This window comes from Rhodoglobus sp. G.S.4 (genome assembly GCF_056619605.1).
In genome coordinates, this window is the sequence record NZ_CM152748.1 from 1,004,107 (window position 1) to 1,022,415 (window position 18,309).

Annotated in this window: 16 protein-coding genes and 1 tRNA gene; 10 read left to right on the top strand and 7 right to left on the bottom strand. The window is 59.5% G+C overall.

Features of this window, described 5'->3' with window-relative positions; all coding sequences use genetic code 11:
• Positions 1-9: 9 nt before the first annotated feature.
• Positions 10-1,824: a phosphoenolpyruvate carboxykinase (GTP) gene (locus AC061P_RS04880; RefSeq protein ID WP_480391981.1), complete on the bottom strand. Its 1,815-nt coding sequence runs from the start codon at positions 1,822-1,824 to the stop codon at positions 10-12.
• Between the two features lie 139 nt (positions 1,825-1,963).
• On the opposite strand from AC061P_RS04880, the gene AC061P_RS04885 reads away from it, so the two are divergent.
• Positions 1,964-3,400, top strand: coding sequence for a helix-turn-helix domain-containing protein (locus AC061P_RS04885; protein ID WP_449648834.1), 1,437 nt, complete (start codon positions 1,964-1,966; stop codon positions 3,398-3,400).
• 72 nt (positions 3,401-3,472) lie between these two features.
• Here the strand turns inward: AC061P_RS04885 and AC061P_RS04890 are convergent, their stop codons facing one another.
• Entirely contained in the window at positions 3,473-3,913 is a 441-nt protein-coding gene (locus AC061P_RS04890; RefSeq protein WP_449648836.1) for a rhodanese-like domain-containing protein, read from the bottom strand.
• Between the two features lie 117 nt (positions 3,914-4,030).
• Between AC061P_RS04890 and AC061P_RS04895 the strand changes: the two genes are divergently transcribed.
• A complete protein-coding gene (locus AC061P_RS04895) occupies positions 4,031-4,693 on the top strand; it encodes a pentapeptide repeat-containing protein (RefSeq protein WP_480391982.1) in 663 nt (220 codons plus the stop codon).
• 45 nt (positions 4,694-4,738) lie between these two features.
• On the opposite strand, the gene AC061P_RS04900 is transcribed toward AC061P_RS04895, so the two are convergent.
• A complete protein-coding gene (locus AC061P_RS04900; protein WP_480391983.1) occupies positions 4,739-6,019 on the bottom strand; it encodes an NAD(P)-binding domain-containing protein in 1,281 nt (426 codons plus the stop codon).
• Between the two features lie 85 nt (positions 6,020-6,104).
• Here AC061P_RS04900 and AC061P_RS04905 point away from each other — a divergent pair, with 85 nt between their 5' ends.
• Entirely contained in the window at positions 6,105-6,470 is a 366-nt protein-coding gene (locus AC061P_RS04905) for an ArsR/SmtB family transcription factor (RefSeq protein WP_449648839.1), read from the top strand.
• A gap of 67 nt (positions 6,471-6,537) precedes the next feature.
• Here AC061P_RS04905 and AC061P_RS04910 read toward each other — a convergent pair whose 3' ends face one another.
• The 3 genes from AC061P_RS04910 to AC061P_RS04920 form a co-directional block, all read right to left on the bottom strand.
• Positions 6,538-7,233, bottom strand: coding sequence for a hypothetical protein (locus AC061P_RS04910; protein WP_449648840.1), 696 nt, complete (start codon positions 7,231-7,233; stop codon positions 6,538-6,540).
• Between the two features lie 82 nt (positions 7,234-7,315).
• Positions 7,316-8,974, bottom strand: a complete 1,659-nt coding sequence (locus AC061P_RS04915) for a hypothetical protein (protein ID WP_449648841.1) — start codon at positions 8,972-8,974, stop codon at positions 7,316-7,318.
• Between the two features lie 195 nt (positions 8,975-9,169).
• Positions 9,170-9,242 (bottom strand) — tRNA-Arg (locus AC061P_RS04920).
• Between the two features lie 86 nt (positions 9,243-9,328).
• Here AC061P_RS04920 and AC061P_RS04925 point away from each other — a divergent pair.
• The gene (locus tag AC061P_RS04925) at positions 9,329-10,123 is read left to right on the top strand and encodes a transglutaminase-like domain-containing protein (protein ID WP_449648842.1); all 795 of its coding nucleotides are present in this window, start codon (positions 9,329-9,331) and stop codon (positions 10,121-10,123) included.
• A 68-nt stretch (positions 10,124-10,191) separates the two neighbouring features.
• Here AC061P_RS04925 and AC061P_RS04930 read toward each other — a convergent pair whose 3' ends face one another.
• Positions 10,192-10,866: an arginyl-tRNA synthetase gene (locus tag AC061P_RS04930; RefSeq protein ID WP_449648843.1), complete on the bottom strand. Its 675-nt coding sequence runs from the start codon at positions 10,864-10,866 to the stop codon at positions 10,192-10,194.
• A gap of 16 nt (positions 10,867-10,882) precedes the next feature.
• Between AC061P_RS04930 and argS the strand changes: the two genes are divergently transcribed.
• The 6 genes from argS (at position 10,883) to thrB (ending at position 18,247) form a co-directional block, all read left to right on the top strand.
• Positions 10,883-12,544, top strand: a complete 1,662-nt coding sequence (gene argS / locus AC061P_RS04935) for an arginine--tRNA ligase (RefSeq protein ID WP_480391984.1) — start codon at positions 10,883-10,885, stop codon at positions 12,542-12,544.
• 5 nt (positions 12,545-12,549) lie between these two features.
• Positions 12,550-13,395 (top strand): LmeA family phospholipid-binding protein, encoded by an 846-nt coding sequence (locus AC061P_RS04940; protein WP_480391985.1) that lies wholly within the window; start codon positions 12,550-12,552, stop codon positions 13,393-13,395.
• 105 nt (positions 13,396-13,500) lie between these two features.
• On the top strand, positions 13,501-14,904 hold the full coding sequence (gene lysA / locus AC061P_RS04945) for a diaminopimelate decarboxylase (RefSeq protein WP_480391986.1): 1,404 nt from the start codon (positions 13,501-13,503) through the stop codon (positions 14,902-14,904).
• Positions 14,901-16,217 (top strand): homoserine dehydrogenase, encoded by a 1,317-nt coding sequence (locus AC061P_RS04950; RefSeq protein WP_480391987.1) that lies wholly within the window; start codon positions 14,901-14,903, stop codon positions 16,215-16,217. The genes lysA and AC061P_RS04950 overlap by 4 nt, the downstream gene beginning before the upstream one ends.
• A gap of 3 nt (positions 16,218-16,220) precedes the next feature.
• Complete coding sequence (gene thrC, locus AC061P_RS04955; protein WP_449648848.1) at positions 16,221-17,312, top strand: threonine synthase; 1,092 nt, start codon at positions 16,221-16,223, stop codon at positions 17,310-17,312.
• Positions 17,309-18,247, top strand: a complete 939-nt coding sequence (gene thrB, locus AC061P_RS04960; protein ID WP_449648849.1) for a homoserine kinase — start codon at positions 17,309-17,311, stop codon at positions 18,245-18,247. The genes thrC and thrB overlap by 4 nt, the downstream gene beginning before the upstream one ends.
• The last annotated feature ends 62 nt before the right edge of the window (positions 18,248-18,309 follow it).

Sequence of the window (18,309 nt, forward strand, 5' to 3'; positions counted from 1 at the left end):
TTTCGTTGGTTAGTTATTGAGGCGTGTTTTTAGCTGCTCAAGTTGGCGAGTTACTGCCGTAGGAACACGGTCACCGAAGGTGGCAAAGAATTCTTCGGTGGATGCCGCTTCGGCCTTCCACGAGTCAGTATCGATTGCGAAGAGCTGTTCCATCGTGTCGTCGCTGAGCTCGAGGCCATCAATGTTGAGGTCACCATCGCGGGGGAGCAGGCCGAGGGCGCTTTCGCGTGCAGCAACCTGCCCGTCAACTCGCTCCAGAATCCACTCAAGCACGCGAGAGTTTTCGCCAAAGCCCGGCCAGAGGAACGAGCCATCCGCTGATTTGCGGAACCAGTTGACCTGGAAAATGCGCGGAACAGTGCCTGAGGTGCGCAAATTTTGGCCAACGGAGAGCCAGTGCGCCCAGTGATCGGCCATGTTGTATCCGCAGAAAGGCATCATGGCAAACGGATCACGCCGTAATTCGCCAATGGTGCCTTCGGCAGCCGCCGTCCGCTCAGATGAGATAGTGGCGCCCAGGTAGACGCCATGCTCCCAATCTCGTGCCTCCACCACTAGCGGCACGTTGGTCGCGCGGCGACCGCCGAAGATTATTGCGTCGATGACGACGCCCTGTGGTGACTCCCAGTCATCTGCGATGGTGGGGCATTGTGCAGCAGCCACAGTAAAGCGTGAGTTGGGGTGCGACGACGGGGTGCCTGATTCGGGCGTCCAGTCGTTTCCCTGCCAATCGATGAGGTGCTCAGGCGCCTCATCGGTCATCCCTTCCCACCACACATCGCCGTTGTCTTTCAGAGCGACGTTGGTGAAGACGGTGTTGCCCCAGATGGTTTCCATCGCGGTTTCGTTGGTGGCGATTCCCGTTCCGGGGGCCACACCGAAGAAGCCAGCTTCGGGGTTGATAGCGCGCAGTCGGCCGTCAGATCCTTTGCCGAGCCACGCAATGTCATCACCGATTGTTTCGGCTTTCCAGCCGGGGATGGTCGGCTTGAGCATGGCGAGGTTGGTCTTGCCACAGGCACTTGGGAATGCCGCAGCGATGTGGAAAACACGACCGCGTGGGTTCGTGAGCTTAAGGAGCAGCATGTGCTCGGCGAGCCATCCCTCGTCACGAGCAATTACCGAAGCGATGCGTAGGGCGAATGACTTCTTGGCGAGAATCGCGTTGCCGCCGTAGGCGGAACCGAAGGACCAGATTTCGCGAGTCTCGGGGAAGTGGCTGATGTACTTGGTCTGGTTGCAGGGCCACGGCACATCGGTATCGCCGGCGGCGAGCGGTGCACCAACACTGTGGATGGCACGCACCCATTCAGTGCCAGCATCGATCGATTCAAGAACGGCGGTTCCCATTCGCGTCATGATGCCCATGCTCATGACGACGTAGGGGGAGTCTGTTACCTGCACGCCGATTTTGGCGAGCGGAGAGCCAAGCGGTCCCATGGAGAAGGGGACAACGAACATCCGGCGACCGCGCATGCTGCCAGCGAAAAGTCCGTCAAGCGTGGTGCGCATTTCTGCGGGAGCGGCCCAGTTGTTGGATGGACCTGCATCGCTTTCCTTTGCGGAGCAAATGAACGTGCGCGATTCAACGCGAGCGACATCGCTGGGGTCGCTGCGTGCGAGAAAGCTGTGGGGGCGGTACTCGTCGTTGAGTCGTGTGAGGGTTCCCGCGGTAACCATCTGGTTCGCGAGCTGGTCGGCTTCTTCAGCGCTGCCGGTGCACCAGACAATTTCGTCTGGCTGGGTGAGGGTGGCGATCTCTTCCACCCAGGCGACAACGCTGGGGTCGGTTCCGTCGGGTGCGGAGAAGTGGGTCTTTGTCATCTCGGCGATGCTCATTTCTACCTTCCGCTGAAGTGTGTGGTGCTGAAAAAACTGTTCTTATTCGATGATCACCCATATTTCTGCGCATTGCTCGGGATTTGTCTGAAAAGAATCTGCTTTCTTTAGTTATAGTGAACCTGTGAATGATCTTGTGACTCTGGGCCAACGCATCCGCCATTTCCGTACGACCGCCGGGTTCACCCTCGACCAACTCGGCGACCGAGTCGGTGTTGCTGGAAGTCAGCTCTCCCTTATGGAGAATGGGCGACGCGAGCCACGATTGACTTTGCTGTCAGCAATTGCGTCAGCCACGGACATCCAATTGGCTGATTTGCTTGACGAGGCGCCGCCCACAAAACGGGCAGCTTTGGAGATTGAATTGGATCGGGTGCAGCGCAGCACCATCTACGCCTCATTGGGGCTGCCCAAGATTCGCCCGTCAAAAGGAATTCCTGACGAAACGCTTGAAGCGATCGTTGGATTGCACCATGAGCTATCTACCCGTTCACGCAAAGCGATCGCCACCCCCGAAGAAGCTCGACGGGCCAACACCGAGTTGCGCCAGCAGATGCGTACTCTCGACAACTACCTTCCTGATCTCGAAGCAGAAGCAGAAAAGTTGACGCTTGCCGGAAACCACACCACGGGAGCACTCACTCACCGTGCAGTGAGTTTGATGGCGGAATCATTAGGATTCGAGCTCGTTCACGTGCACGATCTGCCGCACTCAGCCCGTTCGGTCACTGACCTCAAACACGGCCGCATCTACCTACCACCGGCATCAATCCCCGGTGGGCACGGACTGCGATCGATGGCGTTACAGGCGATGGCGCACCGAGTGCTTGGCCACACTGAGCCAACCAGCTACGCCGAGTTCTTGCATCAACGACTGGAGATCAACTACTTCGCGGCCGCCGTTCTGATGCCGTTGAAACAATCTGTCGAATTCTTGAGCAACGCCAAAGCCCAGCGCAATATTGCTGTCGAAGACTTTCGGGATGCCTTCGGTGTTACGCATGAGGCAGCAGCGTTGCGCTTCACTAACCTTGCAACTTCGCACCTGGATCTCGAAACCCACTTTTTGCGGGTCGGCGACGACGGTGCCGTCTACAAGGCGTACGAAAATGACGGATTGCGGTTGCCCGTGGACGTCACAGGTTCAGCCGAGGGCCAATTTGTGTGCCGCAATTGGAGCGCCCGCACCGCATTCACCCGCACCAACCGCACAACCGAGTTTTACCAATACACCGACACCCCCGATGGCAGCTTCTTCGAATCTACCCAAACCGGCACAACGGATGCCGAAGAGTTCTCCATCACTATCGGGGTGCCGTTCTCGCACTCGAAGTGGTTCCGCGGCCGTGCCACCGACAACCGCCGATCATCTACCTGCCCAGACGAAACCTGCTGCCGCAAACCAGAGGATGTTCTGCGCGACCGGTGGGCTGGCAATGCCTGGTCGAGCGCAAAGCTCCACGCACACATCCTGTCACCGCTGCCGTCAGGAACATTCCCCGGCGTTGACGACCGCGAACTCTACGAATTCTTGGAGCTGCACTCAAGCGACGCGCACTAGGCGCGCTGGGCGCGCTCGGCGCACTAAAAACGCTGGGTGCGCTGTGAAACCTGGTGCTGGCACCGTGCCAGCTCAGCAGTCGCAGTCGGGTCCAGCCGCAGGTGCAGTAAGGACGTCAGGCTGGCGCACTAATCGACCGTCGCTACTGACGACGGGATAGCCTTCGCGCGCCCAGTATTCGAATCCGCCGATCATCTCGCGCACTTCGTAGCCGAGCTTCGCGAACTCGAGGGCACCTTTGGTCGCGCCATTGCATCCGGGGCTCCAGCAGTAAACAACGACGGGCGTTCCGGCAGGGATCTCGGCGGCGGCACGTTCCGCAATTTCGCGCGTAGGAATGTGGATTGCACCAACGGCTCGGCCTTGGGCCCAAGCCACATCGCCTCGAGTGTCGACGAGCACGAATGTCGTCTCTGAGTGCATGGCAGCGTGCACGTCGGAGGCATCCGTTTCGAAGTCAAGTTTGCTGGAGAAGTGGGCGATCCGGTCAGCGGCGGTGGCGGGTGAAGTCATGGAGACAGATTAGTGGTGGGAGCGTTCCTGGGGGTCGAGTAGCGTGGATTATTCGCGTGCTCAGGAGGGTGTGCAGGCATTCGATGATTCGGGAACGGACCAGAAAGTGCGAACAGCATGACTAGAAAACCGCTAACCGCAGCCCCTCGATTCGATGAACTGCGATTCGAGAACCTCGCTATTGGCACTGCCGCTGCTGTACAGGCGCACGAAAGCTACAGCGGTGAGCAGTATGTTGCGGCTGACTTTCGGGAGCAGCAACTGGCCGGAGTGTCATTCTCTGAATGTGAGTTTGTTGAACTCGAAGCCAGCGAAACCGATTTTCGAGCGGCAACCTTTGTTGACACTCGCTTCGACAAACTCAATGCTCCGATCTTTACGGCACCCCGCTCAAATTTTCGCGATGTGAGTTTCGAAAACTTACGATTGGGGTCAGCTGAGTTCTACGAAACGAGTTGGAGTTCTGTTCGATTCACCCACTGCCGAATCGGTTACCTCAATCTGCGGGGAGCCACACTCGAAGACGTTCTCTTCACGGACTGCCGCATCGACGAACTCGACCTAGGTGCTGCAACCGCCAATCGGGTCTCGTTCGCGAACACCCAGATCAACAACCTCGATCTCACACGCTCGACACTGACCAACTTTGATCTTCGCGGAGTTGAACTGCGGCAGCTTGGCGGGGTCGAGCATCTGAAGGGCGCGACGCTCAACTCCTATCAGCTCACTGAGCTTGCCCCACTCTTTGCGAGCAACCTCGGGATCGTCATCGACGACTAGTGACGAGTGCCCGCCGCGGTCGCAGATTCGCTCAGATGGTCGGGATCAGCATCCGGCGCCGCTTCCGCAGCACACCCCCGTTTCGGGCAGCAACAGGTTCACGCGATCAGCGCTCACCGTGTCGCCCGCCAGCGCGGCGACCACCGATCGCACTTGCTCATACCCGGTAGCAAGTAAGAAAGTCGGCGCGCGGCCATAGCTCTTCATGCCTATGACATAAACATTCTTCTCCGGATGCGCAAGCACATTCGCTCCGTGCGGCGACACCGTGCCACAACTGTGCACATTGGGGTCGATGAGCGGTGCAAGCTCAACAGGAGCTTCAAGCACAGGGTCAAGACTGAGGTGCAGTTCGCGCAGGATGTCAAGGTCGGGGCGGAACCCGGTGGCGGCGGCGAGAGCATCCACTGTCACGGTTTGATCGCCGTCAGGGTTCTCGCTCGTCACGACAAGGCGACCGTCATCGTCTGGTGCGAGACTCGCGACAGTGAAGTCGGTGAGAAGCGCGATTGCGCCAGCATCGATGGCCTTTTTGAGTCTGGTGCCGAGGGCGCCGCGACCCGGCAATTCATCGGCGGTGCCTCCGCCATAGAGGCGCTGTGGGGAACGACCACGAATCGCCCACGTGATTTCGGTGCCCGGCTCGCTTTCGCGCAATTCGGCAAGAGCCAGCAGGGTGTTGGCGGCAGAGTGTCCCATGCCAATCACGAGGGTGTGTTTGCCTGCGAAGCGAGCGCGGTCGCGCCCCAGAACGTCAGGTAACGGGCCAACTAGCCACTCACCGGCGACGGCTTCACCCGTCGCGGGTAGCCCGGAAGCGCCGACAGGGTTGCTGTTGCCCCACGTTCCCGACGCATCGATAATCGCCGAGGCGAGGATGTCATACACGCCATCAGGGGAGTCAACGCGAACGAGCAGTGGACGGCGTTCGCGCCCGATGGTCTTGGTGGAGTCGATGCCTTGGCGCGACATCCCGATCACCCTGCTGTTGTAGCGGATGACGGGGTGAAGTTCGGCGGTGGCGGCGAGCGGTTGCAGGTAGTCCTTCACTATTTCGGCCCCCGTTGGCAGGGTGTCGGCAGCGGGGGAGGTCCAGCCAGCGCGTTCGAGTAGTTCGCGGCTTACGGGGTCGATGCTGTAGTTCCAGGGGGAAAAGAATGCGACGTGACCCCAGTCGCTGATTGCTGCACCGGCGTGGGTGCCTGCTTCAAGAACGACGGTGCGGATGCCGCGAGTCACGAGGTTGGCGGCGGCTGCGAGCCCGATGGGCCCGGCTCCGACAACGACGACGGGCAGTGCGCTTGGCGCTGAGTGTTCGGTGGTCACAACGCTCCTCAAAGTCAACTTCAGTGTTTGCTCACAATAACAGTACTTACTGTTGATAACAAACAGTTCGTGTACGATTGCGGTCATGAGTAAACCGGTTGAACTTCTGATGATTCAGAAGCCCGCGTGGTCGGCAAGTGCTGAACGCGCTCACAGTCTTGCGCCCCTATTGCGAGCCCTCGGTGATCCCAATCGGTTGCAACTCGTATTGCTGCTCACCGAGCGTGCTCACACAGTGCGTGAACTGACCGATGCCACCGGCCTCAGCCAAACCCTCGTGAGCCACCACCTCGCCCCACTGCGCGAGAACGGCCTCGTAACAGTGACGCCACGTGGCCGTTCCAACGTCTACGAACTCTGCTGCGAAGCCTTTGCCGATCCAGTCAAGATGCTCGCCTCCGTGGCAACCAGCACTGATGCCGGCGCCAAGGCCTGCTGCGTCGTTTCATAACGTGGTTCAGTTGACTGATAAATCAATCGTCGGTAACCGCGCAGGGTCGCTATTGGCCGGCGAGTTGCTACGGCTCCTTGTAGAGCTGTTTCATGGCCGCTTCAGGGTCGGCACTTAACGTGGCGGGGAGCCCGAATTTTTTTAGTTCGATAAACGCCGCCTTTTCGCGCTGCGCCTCGGGCAGCTTAACGACCCGCTCGTGTGCACGGGTGAGGTCGTTGTAGTAGCCGAATTGCGAACGCTCGTGCTGCTTGATCTCTTTAAGCGCAGCCGGAGGGGCCGGTTTACGAATGTGGTCCTCGATCAGCGTGGTAGCAGCGCCGGACTTTAGCCACGCGGCACACTCCTTGTAGGTCAATTTTTCATGAGCCAGGCCAATGAGAAATGTCGCGGGGTGTCCCTTGGCGCGTGGGGGTGTTGCTGCTGGTCCGTCACGGAACCACGCCGCATGGATGGACTCATGCTTCAAGGTGGCGATAAGCCAAGCGTCCAAGCGATCGGACCAGACGGGCACGGCGTCGAAGTTGACGAAGATCAGTGAAGGCGAGTTAGTCCAGGCTCCATAGGGATAGCCCTGGACAAATTCGGACAATTTTGGGCTTTCCCAGCCCAAAATTTCCACCGCTCTCGGCGTCAATGTTGGGTCGATCCGCTCTAGCCACGTGCCGGCGACGCTGCGCGCACGTGCATCAGCCTCTTTGGGGGTAATTTTTTTGGGCGTCGACTTGCGGGCCGCTTTAGTTACAGGACCTGCGTCGGCCACTCTCGTTTCGGTCAAGACCTCGGTGTCAGTTATTCCGTCTTCGTCGAGAGGGCCCCGGTTACCGCTCACGACTTTGCCCGGTTCATAGCGACGGCTCCGAGGCGTGCGGCACGAAGAGCGCCGCAGCCAACTTCGCCCGTTGCTCAGGATCGGGGATTGCCGCCAAAGTGTCTTGGATCAGGCTCTCGCGTTGGTTAGTAAGAGTCTTCGCGGTGGCAGCTGCGCCCTGAATTTCCATCGCGAATGCGTCGAGTGCATCGGACTCGCCCAAGAGCGCCTCAACGATCACCGAATCAGTCCGCATCACGATGCTCTGGGTCGACAGCAGCACCCCTGGAACCAGATCTTGGGCCAAATTCCCCTTCTTGAAGCGGTAGAACTGATTCTGGGTCGGGGCCTCAGGAAGGCCGTCGGCGTCCTTGGCGATAGTGCTGATCGTGAACGTATCTTCGATCGGGTCGTAGGTAACCAGCTCTAGTGTGCGGACGGGTTCATCGTGCCCATCGAAGACCACCGAGGCAAACTTCACTATCTGTCTGGCAATCTCGTCCCGTTTGCCACTGCCTTCGTGCAAGAGTTCGGCTAGCAGTCCGCGAAGGCCAGAGATCGGAACTTCGCGCCAGACGCCGTCCATGCCGTTTGTATAAGCAACATGGATATCGGTCAGGTGCAGATGCGTCTGGTACTCCTGATTGAGTTCACGGAACACGAAGTTGAGCACGCGACGCACGTTGACGTTAGTGATGGTGCGCTCGATGACTTCCTCAGATCCTTCTTCGACCGAAACTTCGGATTCGGATGTTACCGATAACTCACGCTTCGAGGACGCTGTCTTCGCGTGCTCGCCGATGGCTGAAGAGACCTGTTTGGCAAACTGCTCGCGGCCGGATTGGTATTCGCCTGAAGCTGAACCCTTAACGCTCGCGCTTCCCCACCCCCACGTGGCAGAAGCCTCCGCCTCGACAGACCACTTCTCTTCCTGTGACTTGGTGCTCTTGTCCGTTGTCTCGTTTTGCACGGTCGTTTCGAACCGCTCTTTGGCTTCGTCTTCGTGCGAATCAATGATCGACGATGACTCCTTGCGGCTCTTCTTCGTGGACTGCCACGTCTTGACACGGATCGTGGTGGACTCGCCAGGCAAAAGGGTGAAGGTCTTGACAGTTTTGCCCATGCCGTAGTCCCCGAGGAATGACGAAATAGCGACTTTTTCAACGAGGAACAGTTGTGGATCTGGCTCGATGTCAACAGGAACGGTTTCCGTGACGTCGGATCCGCCGGGCCCGGGCAAAGGCGACAAGACCATTCCCTCCCGTGCCGCTGACACGAATCGTTTGGCAAGCCCCTCAAGGCCGCCCGGTTTCGGCGGGTTCGGTAATGGCGTGTCTGGCGCCAGTCCGGGTTGCTGCGGAGGCGGATCATTGCCTTCGATCTCGTCAGGAAGCGCCGCAAGTGCCGTGTCAATATCGGCGGCTGGGTAGCCGAGGCGCGTCAACTTTTTGCGCAAGAATGTGGTCGCGGCGCCGGGATCTATAGTGATCTTCCCAGACTGATCCTGGTGGATTCCTGCGGCTAACGCAGGGGTGGTTCCGCCCGTCAGTTCTGCTTCCACCCAGTCACCAGCAGTCAAGCCAAGATCAAGGCGAACAAGGCGCCTGCCCTGATGGCTGCCGGGAAGTGGAACTGAGTAGTTCACTCGCGCTATATCGCCTGTCGACGAAAGGAATTCGATTGATCCGGCCATGATCAGTTTTCCTGTCCGAGCTGCAGGCCTAATCATGCCGATGGTTCGAATCGGCGGATGACGCCTGAACCCTTCCCCCGGAAGCTTTCCGGTGGTGACCCCAGTATCTCGCCGCAACGACCTCAGGTCAACGAATAACCTTTGTCACGACAGCCAGTGGAAACAGCCTGAAGCGGCGAAGAGCAGAAATAACAGTGCCCCCGGAGGGAATCGAACCCCCGACCTACGGTACCGGAAACCGGCGCTCTATCCCCTGAGCTACGAAGGCAAGGACCCTAGCTTAGCAAGCAATCGCCCCAACGATTAGCACGGTCTTCTCATACCCACTTCAGGTTCCCGTGACAGTATCGAGTCATGCTGCGCACAGTTTCATCCCACCAAGAACTTGACCTTCGCGGTCGCACCGAAATGGTCTTCAGCATCGCTGTCGCCTCTTCGTGGCCTACGTCATCCGAGTCGCTGGATTTCGTGTTGGATGGCGTGCCCCAGCAACCAACAGAGTTGGTCGATGCGCGCGGAACTCGACTTCACACGCTGATTGCGGGCCCTGGCCGGCTCGTCGTCCACTATGCCGCCGCCGTTGAGGCGAGCCCCGAACCGGCACCGGTCAATGACATCGATCGGGTCGAGTACTTGCGCCCCAGTCGCTATTGCGAATCCGATGCACTCACGCCGACCGCGCGTTCACTATTTCCCACTCAGACCGGTCACGAGTTGGTGCACGCGGTGCGCAATTGGGTAGCGCAGAATCTTCGCTACACGCCAGGTGTTTCTCTCGCGACGGATGGCGCGGCTCATTCCCTGCTTTCGCGTCGGGGAGTGTGCCGCGACTTTGCGCATCTCACCATCGCGATGTTGCGCGCCAAGGATGTTCCCGCTCGCTACGCCTCGGTATACGCACCGGGGCTGAGCCCGATGGATTTTCATGCCGTCGCTGAGGCATTCATTGACGGTCAGTGGTGGGTTGTCGATTCCACGGGACTCGCTCCTCGCCAGTCACTCGTGCGCATTGCGACAGGCCGGGACGCCGCCGATGTCGCGTTCCTCACCAATCATTGGGCTGACCTGTTCCTGCAGAACCTTGTCATCACGGCAACAGCAGACTCGCTGCCGATCGACGACCACCAGTCACCGGTACAGCTCTCCTAACGAGCGCCGCAGCTACGGCGAGAATCTTGCGCGCCGTGGGTCCGCTCGGTTATCGCGCGTCTGCTCGGTTATTTCAGTGCTGAACGCACGTCAGAAACAAGTTCTGCGGCATCCGCGGCTTCGAAGAATGCTTGTGAGCTCAACGTTGCCCAATAGGCTCCGCTGAATACTTGCGCGGTTCCGGTGCCCCCGGCAGCAGCGAAGTAGCCGTCAAAGCCGCTCGCAGCGCTACCAGCGTTCGACTTGAGTCCGTCGAGCTTGTTGGGGGCAGGCTTGGCAACTGACACATCGATCGTCACACCGCTGGTGGAATTCTCCCAGCGGCACGCGATGCCTTTCGACGCGAGTGCGGTAGCGGCGGGAGACCCAGCAGCGGGGGAGAAGTTGTTCAGCAACAAGTAGTTGGGATTGAAGTCATACATCGCTTGAGGCGAGATCAGATCTGTACAGGCCAGAGTGACGGCAGTAGCTTCAGGGTCAGCGGTTGCTGAGGTCGTTGGCTCGGGCGTCGCGGAACTAGAAGGCGTGCTCGACGGGTCAATGGTGCGTGTCGGATTGGGTCCAGTAGGGTCGGGCTCTGCTTGAACACAAGCGGTCAGCAGAAGAGCAGATGCGCTAAGTGCGATAACTGCGGGAAGAACACGAAGTCGAAGAGCCATGGTTCCATTCTCGCGACCTGTAGTGGCATTGCTGCGCAGTGACCCGGCAGTGTCGTGAACTTCGAAAAGAACGGCGGCGACCACCCAGTACTCTTAAGGAGTGAATCCTGCTGATCTTTCTGCCACCCTGCTCTCTGTCGTCTCCCGCATTGCGGCGGACCGCGGCACGCCCGATCTGGGCCTGACCGTGACCGATCTGGTGTTAGAGCGACCGCGAAATCGCGATCACGGTGATTGGGCATCCAACATCGCTATGAAATTGGCGAAAGCGCTCGGGGCCAACCCCCGAGAGCTCGCAACTGAGATTGCCGAACAGGTTCGTGCGATCAACGGCATTGCTTCGGTGGATGTCGCAGGCCCCGGTTTCATTAACATCACGCTGGATGCTGCTGCCGCTGGCGCACTCGCGAAGACGATCGTCGAGCAGGGTGATGTGTATGGCAACAACGTTTCGCTTGCCGGGCAAACCATCAACGTGGAATTCGTTTCGGCGAACCCCACCGGCCCGCTGCACATCGGTCACACTCGCTGGGCCGCTCTCGGCGATTCACTGGCCCGCATCCTGAAAGCTGCCGGTGCTGAGCTGGTTAGCGAGTTCTACATCAATGACGCCGGAAACCAGATGGACAACTTTGGGGCGTCAATTCTGGCGTCAGCGAAGGGCGAACCGACCCCCGAGAACGGGTATCCGGGTGCCTACATTGCGGAACTCGCTCAGCGTGTGCTCGCGTCGAACCCCGAAATTCTTGAACTTGACCACGATGCTGCGATCGCTGTGGCGCGCGAGCGTGGCTACGAACTTCAGCTCGGCGAGATCAAGAAGTCACTTGCTGCGTTCAACGTGCACTTCGATGTCTGGTTCAGTGAGCGTGACCTTCACGCGGTGAAGGACGACGGCAAGAGCGCGATCGATACGGCCGTTGAGCGTTTGCGGGCTCAGGGCCACGTCGCCGATATCGATGACGCAGTGTGGGTCAAGACCACCGACTTTGGTGATGACAAAGATCGTGTGATCAAGCGCGGCAATGGCATCTACACCTATTTTGCTGCCGATGCGGCCTACTACTTGAGCAAGGGTGACCGTGGCTACGCCCACAAGATCTACCTACTCGGTGCCGACCACCACGGTTACGTTCACCGTCTCAAGGCGCTCGCCGGCGCGGCCGGTGACGACCCCAACAAAGACATCGAGGTGCTCATCGGGCAGCTCGTCAGCATCAACGGCGCTCGCCTCTCTAAGCGCGCCGGCAACATCATTGAGCTCGACGACCTGCGCGAATGGCTCGGAACGGATGCCCTGCGCTACTCGCTCGGCCGCTACCCCTCCGATTCGCCGCTCAACCTCGACCCGGAGATTCTGCAGAAGCGCACGAACGACAACCCCGTGTTTTACGTGCAATACGCGCATGCCCGCACGCACAGCGTTGCTCGCAATGCGGGGGAGTCGGGAGTGGATCGCAGCGTCTTCGATGCCTCACTACTCACGAACGAAACCGAGAGCATCCTGCTGGGTGTTCTTGCTGAATTCCCGCGCATCGTGGCTCAGGCCGCAGAGTTGCGCGAGCCGCACCGCATCGCGCGCTTCGCGGAAGAACTCGCGGGCAGCTACCACCGCTGGTACGACCAGTGCCGGGTCACGCCGATGAACGATGAAGAGGTTACCGATGTGCACCGCACTCGGCTCTGGGTCAATGACGCTGTCGGCCAGGTTCTGCGCAATGCGCTCTGGATGCTCGGCGTCAGTGCACCGGAGCGGATGTAGATTTCGTGGCAGACACAGACCAGCAGCCCACTGTCGAACTTGTTCTCGATGATGGCTCTCAGTCAGCATCCCGTCCGCAATCGCGTCGTCGTGGTTGGCGAGGCTGGTGGATCGCTGGCGGCATCATCGCGGTCATCCTGATCCTTGGTGTTGTGCTCGTTGAGACGGCAGGGCGCGCTGCCGCCGAGACTCTGGTGCGCGACGAAATCGCCTCTTCGCTCGGAATTGAGTCAACGGATGGCGTCGCTGTTGACCTCGGCTCTGGCTCCCTCGTGCTGCAAGCACTCACCGGCGGAATCGATGTCGTGACAGTCGAACTCGATCGTGTCGAAGTGAACGGCCTCGAAGCATCCGCCCACATTGTGGCGACAGAAGTACCGTTGCTTCCCTCTGGCGCGCTTGACACCTTCACGATGGAGGCATCAATCCCGAACTCTGAGATCACCAAATTGGCGAGCACGCTCAGCGGCATCGAGCTCGATTCCATCGAATTGCAGGAGCCAGCGATCCGGGTCTCCACCGTGTTCCAACTGCTCTTCATCCGCATCCCGGTCGCGCTTGACCTCTTGCCAGTGGCGGCGGGGGATTCCCTCGAGTTTGAGCCGCAATCGGTGCTCCTAGGAGATCAACAAATTTCGGTTGCCGATCTACGAAACAACCCTCTCGTTTCTGGGCTTGCTGGCAGCCTCCTTAGCTCGCAAAAGTTCTGCGTTGCCTCGTCGATGCCCGCAGCGCTCACGATCGACTCCGTCGCGGTTGAGGGTTCTGACCTCGTCATCCAGCTCAGCGCAGATGGCATTGCCCTCGGCGATGACCGATGGCAGCAATACGGCGTTTGCGCTGCGGAGTAACTCGATTCAGCGCTAGCCGAGACTGCCGTTAGAGTGGTCTGCATCCCCTACGCTCGTGCGGACACAATCCGCCGCTTTTCGTCTACATCTCTGTGAGGTGCGACTGTGTTCGCGAATCCGCTGGCGCCCGAGTGGCTAAACGCTCCCGCCGAAGCAAACTCTTTGCCGTCGACCGTCTGGTCGCATAATGCGGCGCGCACAGAAACTGGCGAACTCGCGATTGCCGGCGTTACCGCTAGTGAACTTGTTCGTGACTTTGGCACCCCCGTGTACGTCATCGACGAAGCGGATGCAATCGCGCGCGCCACCGAGATCAAGAATGCCTTCGATAGCGAGTTCGCTCGCATCGGTTCGAGCGTCAAGGTGTACTACGCGGGCAAAGCATTTTTGTGCACCGAAGTTGCCCGCTGGATGACGGCAGCCGGCCTCAACATCGATGTTGCTAGCGCCGGCGAAATGGCTGTTGCGCTCGCGGCTGGTGTCGACGCGTCGCGACTGGGATTCCACGGCAACAACAAGAGTTTTTCCGAGATCGACCGTGCCGTGCGCGCGGGCATCGGCCCCATCGTTATCGACAGCGTCGTCGAAATCGGTCGGGTTGCTGAAGCCGCCGCACGGCACGGTCGAACCCAGCCGGTGCGCTTGCGCATCAATAGCGGGGTTCACGCGTCAACTCACGAGTATTTGGCGACAGCACGTGAAGACCAGAAGTTTGGGATTCCGTTGTCGGATGCTGAGGCTGTGGTGACGCACATTCGTTCGCACTCCTCGTTGGAGTTTGTGGGCATCCATTCGCATATTGGTTCGCAAATTTTCGATACTGCTGGCTTTGCGGAGGCGGCGCAGCGTTTGCTTGAGTTGCATGCGCGACTGTCTGCTGAGGGTCCGGTGCCTGAGCTGAATCTTGGCGGTGGTTTCGGCATCGCCTATACCTCGGCAGACGAGGCGTTGCCGGTTGCCGAACTTGCCGCGTCGCTTGCCACCATTGTGGAAACCGAATGTGCACGCCTGGGCATCGCTGTTCCTCGCATTGCGATTGAACCAGGCCGTTCCATCATTGGGCCATCGACGACAACGCTGTACACGGTTGGCACAATCAAAGATGTGCTTGTTGACGGTGAAGCTGTGCGCAAGTACGTGAGCGTAGATGGCGGCATGAGCGACAACCTTCGCACTGCCCTCTACGGTGCCGATTATTCGGCCCGGATTGCCAATCGCGTTTCGCAGGCTGAGCCGACGCTCGCCCGGATTGCGGGAAAGCACTGTGAAGCGGGCGATATCGTTGTGCGCGCCGAATACTTGCCTGGAGATATTGAGCCAGACGACATTATCGCTGTACCGGCAACGGGCGCCTACGGCTGGGCGATGTCGAACAACTACAACTACCTCGCGCGGCCACCCGTAGTTGCTGTGCGTGACGGAAAAGCTCGCATTATTGTGCGCGGTGAAACCGAAGAAGACTTACTCAGCCGCGACGCAGGAATTACACCATCGGGAGAATCTGAATGATCGAATACCGCAACCTTCGCGTCGCAGTTTTGGGCGGAGGAAGTGTCGGATCACAGGTCACCGCACTATTGCTCGAGCACGCCGACGAGCTTGCTGCCCGCGCGGGAGCCGGGCTTGAAGTTGTCGGAGTCGCCGTTCGTGACCTTGATGCACCGCGCGACACCAACATCCCGAAGGAGTTGCTCACGACCGATGCAGAGTCGCTCATCGTTGGCGCCGACATCGTGATCGAGCTGATTGGTGGGCTTGAGCCCGCTCGCACCTGGATTCTCAAGGCACTTCACTCCGGGGCCGACGTGATCACCGCCAACAAGGCCCTGCTCGCTCACCACGGTGCCGAGCTCTTCGAAGAAGCCGCTCAGGTTGGCGCCCAGCTCTACTACGAAGCCGCCGTTGCCGGTGCGATCCCCATCATTCGCCCGCTACGTGACAGCCTCGCCGGTGACCGCGTGCAGCGCATCCTCGGAATCGTCAACGGAACCACAAACTACATTCTTGACCGCATGGATGCCACGGGCGACAGTTTTGACGACGCCCTCGCCGAGGCAACTCGCCTCGGGTATGCCGAAGCAGACCCCACAGCCGACATCGAAGGCTATGACGCCGCCCAGAAAGCTTCGCTCCTGTCGAGCCTCGCGTTCCACACGCGTGTGCCGCTCGACTCTGTGCACCGTGAAGGTATTACAGGCGTCACCGCCGAGCAGGTCGTCGCTGCCCGCAAAGCTGGCTACGTCGTCAAACTGCTCGCAATTTGCGAACGAATCGTCGATGCTTCCAGCGGCTTTGACGGGGTAAGCACGCGGGTGCACCCTGCGCTCGTACCGCTAGCTCACCCCCTTGCTGCCGTGCACGGTGCCAACAATGCCGTCTTTGTTGAGGCCGAGGCTGCAGGCAGTCTCATGTTCTACGGCGCGGGCGCTGGCGGACTCGAGACGGCATCCGCGGTTCTTGGCGATGTCGTTTCTGCTGCACGTCGGCACGTCATTGGCGGCCCCGGCGTTGCCGAGTCCACGCACGCCAATCTTCCTATTTTGCCGATCTCGAGCGTAATGACGCGCTATCAGATCACCTTGACGGTTGTCGATGAGCCGGGTGTGCTCGCGTCAATTGCCGCAGTCTTTAGCGATCATGGAGTCTCTGTTGAGGCGGTCAACCAGACCGTCGGCGCAGTAACTGAGGGTGTGCCTAGCGCTACCCTAGTTACTGTGACGCATGAGGCGACAGATGAGTCGCTTGCCGCCACGGTGGCCGCGCTTGCCGAGAATTCGGTTGTGCGTGAAGTTGTGTCCGTTTTGAGAGTTGAGGGGCTTTAACCAGTGGGTAGCGAAATCAAGAATCGGCAGTGGCGAGGCGTTCTTCACGAGTACGCAGATCGTTTGAACATCTCTGATGCAACTCCGATCATCACCTTGGGGGAGGGTGGCACACCGCTTCTTCCTGCTCCAGCTCTCTCTGCGCGCACTGGTGCGAACGTGTGGGTCAAGTTCGAGGGCATGAATCCGACCGGTTCTTTCAAGGACCGCGGTATGACAATGGCCATTTCCAAGGCAGTCGAGCACGGTGCGAAGGCGGTCATTTGCGCCTCGACCGGTAACACGTCAGCGTCGGCAGCAGCGTATGCCGCTCACGCCGGAATTACCGCCGCTGTTCTTGTGCCTGAGGGCAAGATCGCGATGGGCAAGCTCAGCCAGGCCATCGCCCACAATGGCGAACTCATTCAGGTTCAGGGCAACTTTGATGACTGCCTCGATATCGCTCGCGATCTCGCAGACAACTACCCCGTGCACCTCGTGAATTCCGTTAACCCTGACCGCATCGAGGGCCAGAAGACTGCTGCGTTCGAGGTCGTTGAGGTCTTGGGCGATGCCCCCGATTTCCACATCGTTCCCGTCGGCAATGCCGGAAACTACACCGCATACTTCCGGGGCTACAGCGAAGAACTTGCACGCTCGGCCACCACCAAGTTGCCGCGCATGTTTGGTTTCCAAGCCGAAGGCAGTGCACCGATCGTTCGCGGCGAAGTGGTCAAGCATCCCGAAACAATCGCTAGCGCCATCCGCATCGGAAATCCCGCTTCGTGGCACCTCGCCACCGAAGCCCACAAAGTCTCCGATGGCTACTTCGGTGCCATCAGCGATGCCAAGATTCTTGAAGCTCAACGCATTCTGTCTGCCGAAGTCGGCATCTTTGTTGAACCGGCATCCGCAATCAGCGTTGCGGGCTTGTTGGAGCGCGCAGAAGCTGGTCAGATCCCTCGCGGATCGACAGTAGTTCTTACCGTCACCGGTCACGGCTTGAAAGACCCACAGTGGGCGCTCAAGACGGCAAGCGGCGACGATATCACGCCCAAGATTGTTCCCGTTGACACCGCTGAGGTCGCCAGCGTTCTGGGGTTGGCCAAGGCATGACCTCGCTGGTCGGTCGCAGCGTCGTAGTGCGTGTGCCGGCGACCTCAGCGAATCTTGGTCCAGGTTTCGACACGCTCGGGCTTGCCCTTTCGCACTATGACGAACTCATCGTCACAGCGGTAGAGGGCTCGGGTGTCACGATCGATGTCACGGGTGTCGGCGCCGGCATTGTTGCCACCGACGAGTCCAACCTGGTGATCCAAGCGATTCAGCATTGCTTTACCCACTTCGGGCAGACAATGCCAGCACTGCATGTGAGCGCAAGCAACGTCATCCCGCACGGTGGAGGGCTCGGCTCCTCTGCGGCGGCGATCGTTTCTGGAGTAATGGCAGCCAAGGGGCTGCTCGAGGGCATCGTCGAGATGGATGCCGCGACGCTCCTGGTGCTCGCAACCGAGCTAGAGGGGCACCCCGACAATGTCGCACCAGCCCTTTTGGGCGGACTCACGATCGCATGGAGCACCGAGACCGGGCCGCAAGCGAAGAAGTTGATCGTGCATCGCGGAGTTTCACCTCTCGTCTGTGTTCCCGACTTTCGGGTGTCAACGGCCCATGCGCGCAGCTTGCAGCCAGAAACGGTGCCCTACGCTGATGCGGTTTACAACGTTTCCCGGGCGGCACTGCTCATCGCAGCTCTTGCCCAGAGCCCCGAATTGTTGCTCGAGGCCACCGGCGACCGACTTCATCAGGACTACCGGGCTGCAGCGATGCCCGAGACAACTGAACTGATTCGGATGCTGCGCTCCCACGGTCACGCCGCCGTAGTTTCTGGTGCCGGCCCGTCTGTGCTCGTGCTCGCCGACGACCCAGCGAGAAGACTTGAGGCTATGGCACTCGTGCAGGAACACGCCGCCACGCCTTGGGAATGCCTACTCTTAGCTGTGGACTTCAAAGGTGCTACAGTGATTGAGCACCAGGTAGAAGCTACGGCGTAGTCGTAGCATCCCGGTTGCACTTCACCCGTCGCATCCCCGAATTAGATTCCTGCGCATCCGCG

What these genes read in the sequence shown, in the direction of transcription:
- AC061P_RS04950 (WP_480391987.1), top strand. Translation starts at nt 14,901, where the DNA reads ATGATCGAATACCGCAACCTTCGCGTCGCAGTTTTGGGCGGAGGAAGT.
- AC061P_RS04880 (WP_480391981.1), bottom strand. Translation starts at nt 1,824, where the DNA reads ATGACAAAGACCCACTTCTCCGCACCCGACGGAACCGACCCCAGCGTT.
- thrB (WP_449648849.1), top strand. Translation starts at nt 17,309, where the DNA reads ATGACCTCGCTGGTCGGTCGCAGCGTCGTAGTGCGTGTGCCGGCGACC.
- AC061P_RS04890 (WP_449648836.1), bottom strand. Translation starts at nt 3,913, where the DNA reads ATGACTTCACCCGCCACCGCCGCTGACCGGATCGCCCACTTCTCCAGC.
- AC061P_RS04895 (WP_480391982.1), top strand. Translation starts at nt 4,031, where the DNA reads ATGACTAGAAAACCGCTAACCGCAGCCCCTCGATTCGATGAACTGCGA.
- AC061P_RS04925 (WP_449648842.1), top strand. Translation starts at nt 9,329, where the DNA reads ATGCTGCGCACAGTTTCATCCCACCAAGAACTTGACCTTCGCGGTCGC.
- AC061P_RS04915 (WP_449648841.1), bottom strand. Translation starts at nt 8,974, where the DNA reads ATGGCCGGATCAATCGAATTCCTTTCGTCGACAGGCGATATAGCGCGA.
- AC061P_RS04905 (WP_449648839.1), top strand. Translation starts at nt 6,105, where the DNA reads ATGAGTAAACCGGTTGAACTTCTGATGATTCAGAAGCCCGCGTGGTCG.